Here is a 14,742-nt window from a genome sequence, read left to right on the forward strand (position 1 = left end):
GACCATCAGGCAAACTGTTTGAGGGTCGGGTTATTTTCGTGCCAGGCGCTCTTAAATTCCGGAGGAAGCAGTTAACTATAAGTGTAAACCATCGAAATGGTAATATCATAATAAAGTAGGATTTAAAAAATAAGTGAAATCTATATAATGGAAAAGAGAATCTTTTAGTTCAACCCATCTGGATATGAATAACTATAATACTTATAGAGGTGAAAATATTGCTCGATAATGAAGAAATATTTGATATCACAATCATCGGCGGAGGACCGACCGGCCTGTTTACTGCCTTTTACGGCGGAATGAGACAGGCTAAAGTGAAAATCATGGACAGTCTGCCCCATTTGGGCGGCCAGCTGACCGCCCTTTACCCTGAAAAATACATTTACGACGTTGCCGGTTTTCCAAATATCAGAGCGCAGGGACTGGTGGACAACCTGACAGAACAGATGGAAATGTTCGACACTTCAGTGGTGCTCGATCAATCAGTTCAGAACCTGGACAAACATGATGATGGCATATTCCGTATTGTAACTGACAAGGAGACCCACTATTCCAAAACAATCATTATCACAGCAGGAAATGGCGCTTTCCAACCCAGACGTCTGAAGCTGGAAAACGCCGAGAAATATGAAAACAATAATCTTCATTACTTTATCGATGATCTGAATGATCTCGAAGGCCGGAAAGTCGTATTGTTCGGCGGCGGAGATTCGGCAGTGGACTGGGCATTAACGCTGGAACCGATTGCTGAATCAGTCACAATTGTCCATAGACGGGATAAATTCCGTGCACATGAACATAGCGTGGAAAAACTCAAAACATCGAGTGTAAACATCCGCACCTCCTATGAGCCCGTGTCCCTTATTGGGGATGAGGAAGCAGTACAGCAGGTCCTCATTGAAGAAAGGAATACGAGCGAGCAGCAGTTACTGGATACAGACGCAGTGATATGTAACTATGGCTTTGTTTCAACACTCGGTCCGATTAAAGACTGGGGGCTTGAAATCGATAGAAATTCGATTGTTGTAAACTCGAAACAGGAAACTGTAATTCCCGGAGTCTATGCTGCAGGAGATGTGTGCACCTATGAAGGGAAAATCAATCTCATTGCTACGGGCTTTGGGGAAGGGCCGACAGCTGTGAATAATGCCAAGGTTTACATGAATCCGGAAGCCAAAGTACAACCTAAGCACAGTACAGCCATGTTCTCTCAAAATGAACAGGTGTGAAAAAAGAACGACTACTCAAATGGTGCATTTAATGCTCAGATCTGTGAAAACAGCGCATCGAATGTGCCATTTTCATGTATAATATAAACACCAAAACCTCTGAATACAACAGGTACAATCCGTCCGTATTTCTCGATTTTTTCTGAGACAAAGTTTAAAGATGATCACCGATAACTTATCGAACATAGCATACCGGCCTTAATTAAAAAGACAATCACAGCTGCAATAATTCCAGGCATATTCAAAGCTGAAAAATACCGTCGAATATACACTGATACTATTTCCGGGGAATAGAAACAGTCATACGATATCGCCCCGCGAAATCAAAGAAACCTATTCCATGGCGATGCATCCGGCGGCGGGCAGTCCACAGATACCGTTTCATCTTTTGTCGGGTGTCTGACACTTAGATGTGCGGCCCAGAGCGCAATCTGTTCACCGGGCTGATTCACATACTGACCGTACTTCTGGTCGCCATAAAGCGGTGCGTCCTGATTTGCCAGCTGGACTCTGATCTGATGGGAACGGCCGGTCTGCAGTCTGACCTCAATCAGACTGCCTTCACCAGTTCTGTCCAGGACCTTATAATCAAGAATTGCCTCCTTAGAATCCTGCATGCCACGATTTACAACACTGACCTTGTTCTTCCGCCGATCTTTATAGAGATAATCTCTCAGTTGTCCTTTGTCGGCAGGAAGGTGTCCCCGGGTGACAGCCAGATATTTTCTTTCGACTTGATTTTTCCTGATTTCGTTGGCCAGGCGGGCGGCTGCCTTCGAAGTCCTTGCAAAAACGATTGCGCCGCCGACAGGACGGTCCAGTCTGTGAACCAGGCCCAGATATACATTGCCGGGTTTGTTGTATTTTTCTTTTATGTAAGCTTTTAAGATATTCAACAGATCTCTGTCCTTTGATTCATCTGCCTGAACCGGAATATTCACCGGTTTTTCAACAGCCAGCATATGATTATCCTCATAAAGCACATTAATTTCCACTGGATCACTCCTTTACCTAGTGTCTAATTTATCATTAATTGCTTCATTTGTGACATGCTTTACGTTTATCTTTTTTCATTTAGTATATACTTAAAGTAATATAAAATAGTATAAATGAGGTTAAGAGAAGGATGGTTATATGAAACCCAGGATTATATTTTTGCTTAATTCCATAGACGTGAATAGAGGCGGGCTGACCAATGCCTCCATGAGACAGGCAAGCGCATTCGCAGATGCCGGTTATGACACTCAGATTTTAACGTTCAATTACGAACCCAGATTCCCCTTTATCTGCAAAAAACTTGTACAGATGGGGAAAATCAGTGAAAGGGTCACCATCAAAAACATGTTCAGGGATTTTGCGGCCTACAACAGACGGGATAAAATACCGATTGATAAACTGAAAGTGAACATCTCCGCCTACTCCGGAACATATGCTGTGACAAAAAGAGATAACCACAATGCATACAGGCTCTATAAAAATGGAATATATGAAAAATACATTTCCCTGAGAGATGATGACACCCTGGACTTTATTGATTACTTCAATGAGAATCGATACCGGATCAGGAGGGAACACTATAACTATCACGGACACATAGACAGGGTGCAATACTTCAGTTTCGAAGAGAATAAAGTCAGGCAGGAAATTTTCTATGATAAATCCGGCAAAGCTTTCCTTAACCTCTGGCATGACCCCAGTACAGGTAATATCAGCCGGGTACTCCATATCGGCAAAAAGAATCAAGTGCTCTCTGAAACAACCGGGGACCAGACACTTCATAAGCTGCGCTGGCTGAACAATGTCATCAATGATGCGGACTCAGAAGTGGTCATTATTTCAGATACACGGTCCACTGATGAATTGCTGGTGAAATTGAATCATCCATTAGCCAAAACAGCATTACGGCCTCACAGCAATCACTTAAGAAACCCGGATGACCCTGATTCTGAACTGAATAAGCGCAACAGATATACGATCAGAAACATTGCAAATGTCGATGCGCTTGTGGTTCTGACTGAAAAGCAGAGAAACGACATCACAGATCGATTTGGTTTCAAAGATAGAGTCTTTGCTATTCCTAATTATTACGAAGTGAAAATACCTAAAATCAGAAGCATGCGTTCACTGCTTGCCAATGTCAGGCAATTAGATAAACCGGAGAGAGACATGTCCAAAGTTGCAGTCATTTCCAGATTTTCAAGCATTAAAAATATTGACCACACAATCAAAGCTTTTAAGACGGTGATCAAGGAAGTCCCTGAAGCCAAACTTGAGATCTGGGGCTCAGGTGAAAAAAAGGAAGCGTATATTGAGCAGATACAAAAACTGAACTTGCAGAACCACGTAAAGGTGAAAGGCTATACGCAAAATCCTGAAAAAATATACCAGTCGGCAGCATTGTCAGTCGTCACTTCCAAGGCGGAAGGATTTTCACTTTCCGTCATGGAAAGTATGGCAAATCGCGCCCCGGTGGTAAGCTATGACATCAGATACGGGCCGTCTGATATGATCGAAGACGGGGAAAACGGCTTTCTCGTAGAAAAGGGGGATATTGGGGCATTGTCGGAACGGATCATCCATATGCTTAAAAATCCTGAGGAAACGAAAAGGATGGGGAGAGCGTCTGAAGAAACAATGGCTACAAAATTTGGCAAAGCGCACTATCAGAATTTATGGTTCTCTCTGGCCGGCCATCTGCTAAAAATCGATAAAAGGAAGGATAACAATGGATAATCTGGTTTCCGTGATTACGCCGGCAGAAAAGAATGAAAGATTTGTTAATACCGTTTTGGAATCACTCAGAAAACAGATTTTTACCAATTTCGAAGTCCTCCTGCTCCACTCCGATATCAGCCGAATGAAGCAAACAGTTGATGAAGTATATCTCAAGGATGACAGATTCAGATTCATAGAAATCCCTGCGGGTTTGAATGTAGGAGCTGTGCGTAATATCGGTCTCGGAGCCTCCACTGGAGACTATGTATACTTTCTGGACAGCGATGACTACATCTCAGAAAACATGCTCCAGCTTTTAACCGACAACATCCATGATTACCCGATGATCAGAGGCAGGATGAAATCGACTGATTTCAGCTCAAGTCAGGTAGTCATATTACCCGGCACTAATAAGATCAAAATGTTTTCCGCCAAAAGATACAACCTGGTCAGGGACAATTCATCCATCAACTTTATGATTTCCAAATCAGTCATCGAGCGTATGAATCTCAGATTTTCTGAAGAATTCAAGACATTCTCAGATCTGACATTCATGCTGCCGCTGCTGGAAGAAATAGAAATGGTACCGTACGTCTATGAGGCCATTTATTTTCGGAGAAGAGGGACGGACCCGATTAATCATCCATCTTTGAGACAGTCTCCGATCGAACAGCTCGCACACGACCTGTTCGGTGTATACAATCGATTGAGAACGCATGATCTCAGTCAGGAGGCTCAGACCTACCTGGATAACAAGGTGTTGAATTTCTACAGAAAGCACCTGATATTGGAGTTTAAAGATCCATCGGCAATCGACCGGTATTTTGACGAACTTGTAGAGACAATGCAGAAAATCGATCCGGCAAGATTAAAGCATAAAGATCTCATCCTGAAAAACGATGTCAGGTTAATAAAATCCAATAGAAAAAATGCCTTCAAAAAACTGAACAGTTTTCACAGTTTCCTTAGAGATCTCAAGCGGGGCGCTGGGACAAAAAGAAAACGGAATGAATTTTTCTATAAACGTCTCTTTAAAAACATGAGTGTTAAAGACAATCTGGTAGTTTTTGAAAGTTTTCAAGGGAAATCCTATTCCGACAGTCCCAAATATATATATCAGTATATGCTTGAGAACAAAGATGATTATAAATTCGTCTGGGTGATGAACCAATCCAGGGAATTGCCGGGGAATCCGACAACAACAAAACGTTTCTCATTGAAGTATTACTACCATCTGGCGCGGGCGAAATACATTGTCAGCAATGTAAGAATGCCGAACAGTTATATCAAGAAAGCGGGGCAGACCTACCTGCAAACCTGGCATGGCACACCATTGAAACGTCTCGCCGGAGATATGGCAGATGTTCATATGCCGAGTACCAACACAGCCCGCTATAAGATCAACTTCAACCGTGAAACTGATAAATGGGACTACCTGATTGCACCGAACCAATATTCTGCAGATATCTTCAGAAGAGCATTCTGGTTTAACAACACGATGCTTAACACGGGATACCCACGGAACGATATTTTGATAAACTTCAATAATGCAGAAACGATCAATAAGCTCAAGAATCTTTTAGCGCTGCCGGCGGGTAAAAAGATCATTCTCTATGCGCCCACATGGCGTGATGATGAATACTACGCAGCCGGGAAGTATAAATTTGATTTAAATCTTGATCTTCACCGCCTGAAAGAAGCATTCGGAGACGAGTATATCATCCTGCTCAGGATGCACTATGTCGTTTCCTCCAATATTGATCTAACCGGATTGGAAGGTTTTGCATACGATGTTTCCAGTTACAGTGATGTAAGCGAACTCTTTTTGGTTTCCGATATGCTGATCACGGATTATTCATCAGTATTCTTCGACTATGCCAACCTGAAGCGGCCGATCCTTTTCTATACTTATGACATAGAAAAGTATGAAGGGCAGCTGCGCGGTTTTTATATCGACATGGCAACAGAACTGCCCGGCCCATTGCTCATGACCACTGACGATATAATCAATGCGATCGGCAATATTGATCAAGTTGAAGCAGATTACAGAGATCGCTATAATCAGTTCCACAAGAGGTTCTGCAGCTGGGATGACGGGCGTGCTTCAGAAGAAGTTGTGAATACAGTTTTTGAAAATTAATTCATTCACCATCATAAGAACGAGCACCCGAATAATGGACAGCAGGTAATCATCATCCATTACTCGGGTTTTTTATGGCAAGGGGTACTATTGTTACAATGAATCAGAGAATCAGGTGATTATTATGAAGAATAACATGGCCAAATGGATAATACTTGCAGTGGCAGCAGTGGTTTTAATATCTGCCGTCATCTATCTCCTTGCTGTTAATTTTGGGACAACGAATGTCCGGCAGGCTACAGAAGGCGACCATGATGATATCAAAGTGGCAGCAGTGGGGGACAGTATCACCTATGGACTTTCGGTGAATAACTGGTCTGAAAACGCATATCCGCATCAGCTGGCAGATCTTTTAGGGGAGGAATACTGGGTGATGAATTACGGTGCCAATAATTATGCGGCAATGCACAGTGCCGATTTCCCTTATACTGACACCCAGGAATATCAGGACAGTCTGGAATTCAACCCGGATATTGCCGTCATCATGCTGGGCACCAACGACTCAAAAGATATCAATTGGCAGGGAACTGAACAATTCAGGGAAGAATATACAGCGCTCATTGATTCCTATATCGATAATAACCCTGAAACTGAAATATATCTCGCTACCCCGCCAAAAGCGTTCAATGATGCCTCACGGCCGGGAGATATAAACAATGAAAATATCGATGATATCGCAGCGGTTATCAAAGACGTGTCAGCTGGGAAGAATACTGAACTTATTGACATCAACCAACTCTCAGAAGAAAATGAACAATGGTTTGAGATGGACGGTATTCATCCTGATGCAGAAGGCGCACAAAACATTGCCGAAGCAGTCTATCAGCATATTGCCGAGTGAGCTGCTCCGCGCATATGATGCATCTAATCGTTATATAATATGATCCCGTATGAAATGACCAGAATCAGCCAGAGTACCAGCGCCATGGCAATAAAAAATATACTCCATTTCGACACTTTCTTATCCGCTTTATAGTCTTTACGTATCCGTCTTATAAAAGGAATCGAAAAGAATATCAACACCAATGTGCCTAATATTATCCTTAAAACCATATTTCCCGCCAATCCAATCTTTTTTAACATTACGATTGCCTGCATTTGCTTTCAGATTCTTCATCAGACACGCTGTCAATGGAAGTAAGAAGCAGGGAGCTGAAGCTGATAATTATGCTCCAATGTACGGTTGCCTTCAGCATAATATTCTTTTAGAGTATCTTGCAAATCGGCAGGCAGTTGATATTTTTTATAATGCAGTCCGTAACTGAGTTTGTTTTGCAGGAGATACCGGGTAGGTAAATATCTTCGATGGGGGATGCGGATCCAGGCCAGGCTCCCCTCCGGATGGATCGGTGACTTGAAAAAGCGGTTCAATCGGCGTCCCACTGCCACCTGCATTGTACCGAAGCTCTTGTTCTTCTTGCGCACACTTTTAATTGTTTCGTAATAGGGGATTTCCGGTTCGCCCATGTAATTTAATAATTTCAGCAGCTCTTCTGAAGCGTTATTTTTAAAATGCTCATAAACCATGACATGGAGATGGTCTTCACCGAACAACGCTTCTATTGTTTGCAGGTAAGTATGGTAATGGAAATTTTGGAGCGACCCATTATGCCGGCAATACTCTATGAATGCTTCAGGCTCCATTACCCCGCCTTGATGGATGTGCTGTACATACAGAGAGGTCAGAAGATCGACTTGTTCACGCAGACCGACGACGATATGTACATCATAATCCGGGGCAGGGAAAAGCCTTTTCAGGTCTTTTAAAATCGTGGACTGCCTTTTAACCTTTCGAGGCGCAAACGGGCTGCCGGATAATCCTTCATATGAAATGAGCATCGGTTTTTCATTATTGAAACTGTTAAAGCAGCCTCTAAGATCTTCAATCTGCTGATCGGTGAGTTTATTCAGCCGGAGCATTTTCAATTCCTGTGTAATCTGCTCCGGGTGGATGAAGTTCACGTTCTTCATATTGGGAAATATAGACTGCTGCATAAAAGTGGTCGCTGTTTTGTGATAGCCGACGTGCAGATAAATGGTACGCATATTTTCCCCTCCATATATTGCATGTGAAATTCTAAAATTATGTCATTATTATAGCAAAAGCGGAGATACCGGTAAATAAGCCCGGAGCGCTGGCATGACCCTAAAGGCGGTAATGAGTTGCTCAATGACAAAAGCATTCACTTAATCCAAGTCAGTCGAGAGGGTTAAGTGAATGCTCTGGCGAACATCATTTATATTTGTTATTCTTCCGCTGCTGGAGTGCCTGGTTCCATATCATAAGATTTCTGAACCATTTCATGTCTTTGACCTAATTGTTCATCGGTTTTTTTATCCCATAAATGCGCTCTGCGTTCTTTTACAAGGGGAATCATCTTTTCCGGGATAACATTGCGGTAATTTTTTGTTTCCCCGAGTATGACTTTAACAGAGGGTTCAATCACTGCTTCCGGATCGAATTGTTCGTACGGGAAAGCCGCTGCTTCATAATCAAAGATCGTTTCATCCGGACCTTTCTGCCAATTCTTCCATGTTTCAAATTCCCGGTCGTTAAAACCGGTCAGGTAAGGGCCCGGATTAATCGTCGCTACTTCTATGTTGAATTCCTGCAACTCCTGGCTCAGCGCTTCCGCAAAAGCTTCCAGTGCATGTTTTGAACCGCAGTAGGGACCGGAAAACGGATCTGACATGAACCCCGAAACAGAAGAGATAAATACAATACGTCCTTTTTGCTTATTGACCATTTCACGGGCAAAACCTTTGGTCAAAAGAATTGGAGCGAATGTATTGACTTCAAATTGATCACGGAGATTCTCTTCCGGTATATCGATAAGAGATCCGCCTTCCTTCACAGCTGCGTTATTGACCAGCACATCAATATCCCATGTCCACGCTTTTTCGCGGTCTTTTGGGTTAGTGACATCCAGCTTTTCAACTTGCATATTAAAGCCACGCGCTTTCATTTCTTTTTCCAATGCAGAAACTTGAGAGAGGATTTCAACACCCGCAATCACCGATTTACCCTGTTCGGCTAATCTAAAGGCAATTCCTTTGCCGAATCCAGTGCCTGCGCCTGTAACGAGTATCTTTTCTTCATCCATTCAAAATTCCTCCTTAAAGAATTTCTCAACATCCCGTGTACCCTGCCTGACATTATTTTAACCACAGCGTAAATGCGATGCGTTTAACCTTCATTCTTACAGCACTTCATGTGCCCATTCCTGTTTAACCAGTTTATATTTCACGCGGGAGTTCCCTCCTTCATTTAAGGTTTGATAAAACTCAATCACATTTGGAACGACTCTGTATACCGTCAAATCCCTCTCTGATGCATCCAGGTTACCTGCAACATGTGAAAAATCAAGCAGCTGGCAGGCGTGGCCTCTGATACGTATCTGACGTCCAAGTGATTTCCAATAAAAATTCAGTGCCACATTTTTGTTATTCCTGATTTGAATCACTTTTTGCCGTGCATTGGGTGTTTCAAAGATAAAGCCTGTTTCATCAACCGCTTTTAATGCGACGATTCTCGAATCCGCATGCGCGTTATCATCCACTGTCGATAAAGTCATCACTGCCGGTTCAAGCACATTATTTTCATATGCATGTTTAAACCAATCCTTAAAAAAGGCCAGCGGATCCTCAGGGTACACTGAACCCATCTCTGGAAATGACTCAGATAATAATTTTGAATCCTTCAATAATGTATTGAAATCCACGTTTTTACTCCCTTCTTCAGCCTGTGATTGGTTTTATAGTAATAAGTATGCGATTTGATTCAGACTGAAGGGCTACTTCTGCTGTTTACGTCTCCATCGTTCAAAAGTATGTTCATATTTGTTGCTCTCATCTAACAGCCCGCTTTGCGTTTCAATCAATTCGAAAGCCTCATAATTGAAATTTCCCGGGAAATAAGTATCCCCTTCAAAAGTTTCGTGAATCACAGTACGATACAATTCATCAACTTCATCTTCAAATATTTTGAATAGCCCTTCTCCGCCGATGATATAAAGGTCTTTATTATTTTTTTCTTCAAGTGCAAGCACTTCTTCTTTTGAATGCACCACAATTGCCCCCGGCGCTTCATAATTTTTCTGTGCGGTTAAGACGATATTCCGACGTCCGGGTAACGGTCGATTTGGAATCGTTTCATAAGTTTTCCGGCCGGTTACCATATCGCCGCGCATCGTAATCTTTTTGAAGAATGCAACATCAGCAGGCAGCCGCCAAGGCAGTCCTTCACCTTTACCGATTAATTTATTTTCATCTTCTGCCCAGACATAAGCTAACATTCTTTTCGCTCCTTCGTTTTTAAATAAAGAGTCACTCTCATTGTGGCTGCTAACGTTAACTATAATGAAAGCTTTACATCTTCGTACGCCTCATCATTCATTATTTTTATCGCTTCCGGTATGATCTTCAACGCTTTCAAGTGCGGATTTTCTTTTGAATCAAAGAATTGCTCATCCTGCTTTTCCCACAGCCAGTCAATCATCTTTTGATCATCAACCCTTTCAATGTGCCCATAGACTTCCACAAAAGCGTGATTGGATGTTTCATGGAAACCAAGCAGCACATGCGCCTGTGGATTGCCTTTTATCTCATCGTATTTTGGAGATTTATCATCCGTTTTTGCATACAGCGTCAAATCATCATTATAGAACCACATGTAGCGGGCATTCGGCTCATCATTCTGGGCTGTAGACAAAACACCAATTTTCGATTCATCAAGTATTTCAGTTATACGATTGACAGCTTCTGACCGTTTCACAATATCACCCGTTTCTTTAAGGTTATACCTATTTAATACCACGACATTGAACGACCAAACCAGAACAACATGTTTTACGGTGCGAATTATATAGTCATTGTCGAGTTAGGATAAAATTAACGGAAAGCATCCAGCTATTCACAGGACTTCCTCCGGCTGTGTCAGCCCCAAGGGGGCAGTGTTTTTATCCGCTCCGCCTTGAAAGTGAAAGGTTTGGTTTACCAGACCTCGCTATGGTAGATTAGAATGAATAACTGTGCCTGAAGATAACCGGAAAGAAGTGTAATAATGAGTAAAACATTTAACATCACAGGATGCATGTTTTTAATTCTATATTTGGGAATCACCATAGGGGTATACACAGAAAGTCAGTGGGTGAATACACTCGATCTTGCTTTAATCGACTTATTTCAGGGGCAGGTCACGGAGACTGGCACCGATATCGTGTCCATATTAACCGATATCGGCGGCGGCCGTGAGCTTGCTGCAATTACCATAGTACTCATGGTGTTTATGCTCATTCGGAAAGTTTATATCATGGGCGTGTGGCTGGGGGCTACAGTGCTCATGACTGCTTCAGTACTTACATCAGTAATGAAGAGCGTTATCGGGCGGGAACGTCCCGACATAATGGTGCTTGCCTCAGAACAATCCCTTAGTTTTCCCAGTGGACATACCACTGCAGCCACCGTATTCTATGGTTTGGCTGGTCTCAGCCTCATACTGATCGTAAAAACACTGTGGCAAAGAATCATTATCATCACTGCTGCAACAATTCTCATCGCTTTTGTGATGTTCTCAAGAATCTATTTGGGCGTCCATTACCCGACAGATGTACTTGGCGGGCTCTGCTTTGGTATGGCGAGTATATTTATCTCTATCGGTTTATACCAGCTTGCGCTGCCTCATTTACAAAAGTTTCTGCTCAAATGGAACCTGCAAGATAACAGCCCAAGTCTGAACCGATAAAAAAGTGAAATCATTAGACGCAGGACACGAATTAAATATTGCCTGGCACAATGAACAAGCACCGGCCATTTTATAAAATGACCGGTGCTTGTTTTAGTTTTAAGGATTTATTTTTCCATTTCTTTAACATTTTCATAATCATTCTTTCACCTTACTTTCAATGATATAACTCACTTGAAAAAAGCCAAAAGCGTTGACTGGATGGCATCTTGTTTCAGTGATTAATCATCACTGATATTCTTCATATCAAGAAGATTTCTTTGCCGGGTTGCTAGGTTTTTCACGTTTCTTCTCCATTTCCATTCGATCGTTATACCCCCATACATAGGTGAGGGCAAAGGCAAGGAACAATGTAATGGCTGTGACCAAAATAGCATACCAGAAATTTGCAGTGACCCCCTGTTCTGGATCGATGAATGACGGGAGGCCGATGATAGACCCGATGATACTCCACATATTGATACCGAGCAGACCTGTCAGGAACCCGCCGGCCGCACTGGCAATACTGGCGCAGATGAATGGTCGGCGGAACCGCAGGTTGATACCGTAAATGGCCGGTTCTGTAATCCCGCAGAATGCAGAAAATGCACCTGCATATCCCAGTTCTTTTATGTCCGCTTTTTTGGATTTAACTGCCACACCTAATGCAGCACCGCCCTGTCCGACGATTGTCATACTGACCATCGCTGACAGATAGCTGTATCCCAGTGTCGCAAAGTCATTGACATACACAGGGATAATCCCCCAGTGCAGGCCAAAGACAACCAGCAACTGGTAAAAGCCATTGATGACTGCGCCGAAAACAGGGGCATTCAGGCTCAGTAATGACTGCAGGCCATTAGCCAGGACTGTCGAGAAGCCCACCAGAACCGGACCTGTGACAATCAGAGTGATTACAGCAACGAGCCCGATGACTGCGATCGGGATAAATATTGCCTGAATATATGAAGACACCCAGCTTTTAAGCCAGTCTTCCAATTTCTTTACCAGCCAGGCAGCGAGTATCATCGGAAAGATGGAATATGTATATTCGACAAAGGGAAAGTCGAATGTACCGATAGAAAAGATAGCCGATTCATTACCTGCCGCTTCAAGTATTGTCGGATAAATGATGACACCGCCGATGACAGCTGTCAGCAATGGATTGCCGTCCAGCCGTTTTGCAGCATTGAAGCCGACAAACACAGGCAGAAAGTAAAAGACCGCATCAGCCATCGCATTGATAATCATATAAGCATTGCCGCTTTCTGAAACAACCCCCAGGCCGGTGAGTAAAGAAAGGAGACCTTTAATGATGCCGGCTGCAGCGAGAATGTTGATGACAGGCATCACAGAACCGGTAATCACTCCGATCAGCGCATTGAACCCATCTTTAATCTTTTCATAAGCAGTTCTCTCCTCAGCAACAATTTCTCCACTCGGCGGTTTTTCATCTGGGCCGGATAACTGGGCTGTCACTGCTTTGTAGACATCTTCAACTTGCGAGCCAATGACCACCTGATATTGATCACCTGCTTCCACCACTCCCATCACACCTTGGAGCTCTTTTATCCTATCCGTTTGCGCTTGGGTATTGTCCTTCAAATAGAAGCGAAGACGCGTCACACAATGGATGACCCTGTCGATGTTCTCTTCACCGCCAATTAAATGTATGATCTTTTCAGCCAATATATGATTGTCCTTGTTATTCATGGGGGGTTCACCTTTCTTCTGGAAATACTTCCAAGTTAACATTGATTGGATGCCTGTTATGTAAGACTTAAGACTCTGTCATTCTATCATGAAATTCAGCTGAGTATGTTAAACTTTTATAGATGAGCAGAAGAGAAAGGGGATTCTATGAACAGTTACAAGCAAGCAAAAGAAGCACTGTTGGAAACAGGAGATTACAGAAACTTCACCACACGTGCCAAATATCTGCCAGGGATGCTGGACAATGAATCTGCATACTTTAAAGAGATTCAGGAAACTTATCAAGAGGAAGGATTCAACCATCTGTCAGTCGTTGAACTTTGCCGGACATTCATCAAAGTCGATCTGTTAAAATTATCGCTCATGCAAAGTACCCATGGTATCTTCACAGACAGCAAACAGCCGCAGTATCCAACGGAAAAAGAAGTGCTGGACAAGTTTACTCTAGAAAAGAGTAAACTGGATTTTTACCCGCTCGAACTCCCGGATGAACTTGAAACAGTCAACAAAGAGGTACGTCAAAAAGTAATAGACTTCAACAGGCAAATTGAGCCATTTGTTCACTTAATTGAACAAAAAGCCGGTGACTTTAACGAAACAATCAAAACCGTGATCGATGAATTGATAAAGAGTCAGCCCCATATTTTAAGTAAAATATATAATGAAACGTATTATGCGACAGTGCTGAATTATAATATTGACAGTGCTTTTGAAAAAGCATGGAGAGATCAGCTGGTTAAAACACCATTAATCTCGTTTTACTCAGCATTCACCCTTGCCTGCTACGACAGCATGTTCAAAGACCAGCTGATGTAGTTATAAAAAATGACTCAAAAGAGGCTGGAACATATCCGTCTGCCGGCAGCGTCACATCGACGACACCGGAAAAGGACTGAGTCTCGGGATTGAGAAACGGACGAGACCGAGAAAGGGGCGAATCTCGGGATTGAGAAATCGACGACACCGAGAAAGGGCTGAGTCTCGGGATTGAGAAATCGACGACACCGAGAAAGGGCTGAGTCTCGGGTTTGAGAAATCGACGACACCGAGAAAGGGCTGAGTCTCGGGTTTGAGAAACCGACGAGACCGGGAAAACACCGTTCCTCGGCGTCGTCATAATAACGAAGTCATGAAAATGTAGAAAGCAGCTGGAATGTAAGCCACAAATCCTAGAATTCCAGCACTTTAAGTTCGTAACCTTATTAACTTCTTATGACCAAATG

At 42.9% G+C, this 14,742-nt stretch carries 14 protein-coding genes and 1 pseudogene; 6 read left to right on the forward strand and 9 right to left on the reverse strand.

The window, feature by feature from the left end; genetic code table 11:
* Positions 1-218 precede the first annotated feature (218 nt).
* Positions 219-1,229: an NAD(P)/FAD-dependent oxidoreductase gene (locus G343_RS0102765; RefSeq protein ID WP_020006583.1), complete on the forward strand. Its 1,011-nt coding sequence runs from the start codon at positions 219-221 to the stop codon at positions 1,227-1,229.
* A gap of 35 nt (positions 1,230-1,264) precedes the next feature.
* Here G343_RS0102765 and G343_RS15915 read toward each other — a convergent pair.
* Together G343_RS15915 and G343_RS0102770 are read right to left on the reverse strand one after the other, a co-directional pair.
* Positions 1,265-1,378, reverse strand: a pseudogene (locus G343_RS15915) (cadmium resistance transporter); the annotation flags it as partial.
* Between the two features lie 174 nt (positions 1,379-1,552).
* Entirely contained in the window at positions 1,553-2,224 is a 672-nt protein-coding gene (locus G343_RS0102770) for an RluA family pseudouridine synthase (RefSeq protein ID WP_020006584.1), read from the reverse strand.
* A 139-nt stretch (positions 2,225-2,363) separates the two neighbouring features.
* On the opposite strand from G343_RS0102770, the gene G343_RS0102775 reads away from it, so the two are divergent.
* The 3 genes from G343_RS0102775 (at position 2,364) to G343_RS0102785 (ending at position 6,925) form a co-directional block, all read left to right on the forward strand.
* Entirely contained in the window at positions 2,364-3,962 is a 1,599-nt protein-coding gene (locus G343_RS0102775; RefSeq protein ID WP_020006585.1) for a glycosyltransferase, read from the forward strand.
* Entirely contained in the window at positions 3,955-6,084 is a 2,130-nt protein-coding gene (locus G343_RS0102780) for a bifunctional glycosyltransferase/CDP-glycerol:glycerophosphate glycerophosphotransferase (RefSeq protein WP_020006586.1), read from the forward strand. The genes G343_RS0102775 and G343_RS0102780 overlap by 8 nt, the downstream gene beginning before the upstream one ends.
* A 124-nt stretch (positions 6,085-6,208) precedes the next feature.
* Positions 6,209-6,925: a DUF459 domain-containing protein gene (locus G343_RS0102785; RefSeq protein WP_020006587.1), complete on the forward strand. Its 717-nt coding sequence runs from the start codon at positions 6,209-6,211 to the stop codon at positions 6,923-6,925.
* 23 nt (positions 6,926-6,948) lie between these two features.
* Here the strand turns inward: G343_RS0102785 and G343_RS0102790 are convergent, their stop codons facing one another.
* From G343_RS0102790 to G343_RS0102815, 6 genes are all read right to left on the reverse strand, one after another.
* Positions 6,949-7,167, reverse strand: coding sequence for a hypothetical protein (locus tag G343_RS0102790; RefSeq protein WP_020006588.1), 219 nt, complete (start codon positions 7,165-7,167; stop codon positions 6,949-6,951).
* Positions 7,168-7,212: 45 nt separating this feature from the next.
* Positions 7,213-8,130, reverse strand: coding sequence for a sulfotransferase domain-containing protein (locus tag G343_RS0102795; protein ID WP_020006589.1), 918 nt, complete (start codon positions 8,128-8,130; stop codon positions 7,213-7,215).
* Between the two features lie 200 nt (positions 8,131-8,330).
* Positions 8,331-9,188: an SDR family oxidoreductase gene (locus G343_RS0102800; RefSeq protein ID WP_020006590.1), complete on the reverse strand. Its 858-nt coding sequence runs from the start codon at positions 9,186-9,188 to the stop codon at positions 8,331-8,333.
* Between the two features lie 96 nt (positions 9,189-9,284).
* Positions 9,285-9,806 (reverse strand): pyridoxamine 5'-phosphate oxidase family protein, encoded by a 522-nt coding sequence (locus G343_RS14925; RefSeq protein ID WP_020006591.1) that lies wholly within the window; start codon positions 9,804-9,806, stop codon positions 9,285-9,287.
* 72 nt (positions 9,807-9,878) lie between these two features.
* Positions 9,879-10,379 (reverse strand): dihydrofolate reductase, encoded by a 501-nt coding sequence (locus G343_RS0102810; protein WP_020006592.1) that lies wholly within the window; start codon positions 10,377-10,379, stop codon positions 9,879-9,881.
* 59 nt (positions 10,380-10,438) lie between these two features.
* Positions 10,439-10,858 carry a pyridoxamine 5'-phosphate oxidase family protein gene (locus tag G343_RS0102815; RefSeq protein ID WP_020006593.1) on the reverse strand — a complete coding sequence of 140 codons (420 nt, stop codon included), beginning with the start codon at positions 10,856-10,858 and terminating at the stop codon, positions 10,439-10,441.
* 288 nt (positions 10,859-11,146) lie between these two features.
* Between G343_RS0102815 and G343_RS0102820 the strand changes: the two genes are divergently transcribed.
* The gene (locus G343_RS0102820) at positions 11,147-11,827 is read left to right on the forward strand and encodes a phosphatase PAP2 family protein (RefSeq protein WP_020006594.1); all 681 of its coding nucleotides are present in this window, start codon (positions 11,147-11,149) and stop codon (positions 11,825-11,827) included.
* Positions 11,828-12,073: 246 nt separating this feature from the next.
* Here G343_RS0102820 and G343_RS14175 read toward each other — a convergent pair whose 3' ends face one another.
* On the reverse strand, positions 12,074-13,519 hold the full coding sequence (locus G343_RS14175) for a PTS transporter subunit EIIC (RefSeq protein WP_020006595.1): 1,446 nt from the start codon (positions 13,517-13,519) through the stop codon (positions 12,074-12,076).
* A 147-nt stretch (positions 13,520-13,666) separates the two neighbouring features.
* On the opposite strand from G343_RS14175, the gene G343_RS0102830 reads away from it, so the two are divergent.
* Positions 13,667-14,335: a hypothetical protein gene (locus G343_RS0102830; protein WP_020006596.1), complete on the forward strand. Its 669-nt coding sequence runs from the start codon at positions 13,667-13,669 to the stop codon at positions 14,333-14,335.
* Positions 14,336-14,742: the final 407 nt, after the last annotated feature.

Origin of the sequence: Salinicoccus albus DSM 19776, assembly GCF_000385175.1 — a bacterium.
GTDB classification, from domain to species: Bacteria; Bacillota; Bacilli; order Staphylococcales; family Salinicoccaceae; genus Salinicoccus; species Salinicoccus albus.

Coding starts and splice junctions, on each gene's coding strand:
- G343_RS0102775 (WP_020006585.1), top strand. CDS start 2,364: ATGAAACCCAGGATTATATTTTTGCTTAATTCCATAGACGTGAATAGA.
- G343_RS0102780 (WP_020006586.1), top strand. CDS start 3,955: ATGGATAATCTGGTTTCCGTGATTACGCCGGCAGAAAAGAATGAAAGA.
- G343_RS0102785 (WP_020006587.1), top strand. CDS start 6,209: ATGAAGAATAACATGGCCAAATGGATAATACTTGCAGTGGCAGCAGTG.
- G343_RS0102790 (WP_020006588.1), bottom strand. CDS start 7,167: ATGTTAAAAAAGATTGGATTGGCGGGAAATATGGTTTTAAGGATAATA.
- G343_RS0102795 (WP_020006589.1), bottom strand. CDS start 8,130: ATGCGTACCATTTATCTGCACGTCGGCTATCACAAAACAGCGACCACT.
- G343_RS0102800 (WP_020006590.1), bottom strand. CDS start 9,188: ATGGATGAAGAAAAGATACTCGTTACAGGCGCAGGCACTGGATTCGGC.
- G343_RS0102810 (WP_020006592.1), bottom strand. CDS start 10,379: ATGTTAGCTTATGTCTGGGCAGAAGATGAAAATAAATTAATCGGTAAA.
- G343_RS0102820 (WP_020006594.1), top strand. CDS start 11,147: ATGAGTAAAACATTTAACATCACAGGATGCATGTTTTTAATTCTATAT.
- G343_RS14175 (WP_020006595.1), bottom strand. CDS start 13,519: ATGAATAACAAGGACAATCATATATTGGCTGAAAAGATCATACATTTA.
- G343_RS0102830 (WP_020006596.1), top strand. CDS start 13,667: ATGAACAGTTACAAGCAAGCAAAAGAAGCACTGTTGGAAACAGGAGAT.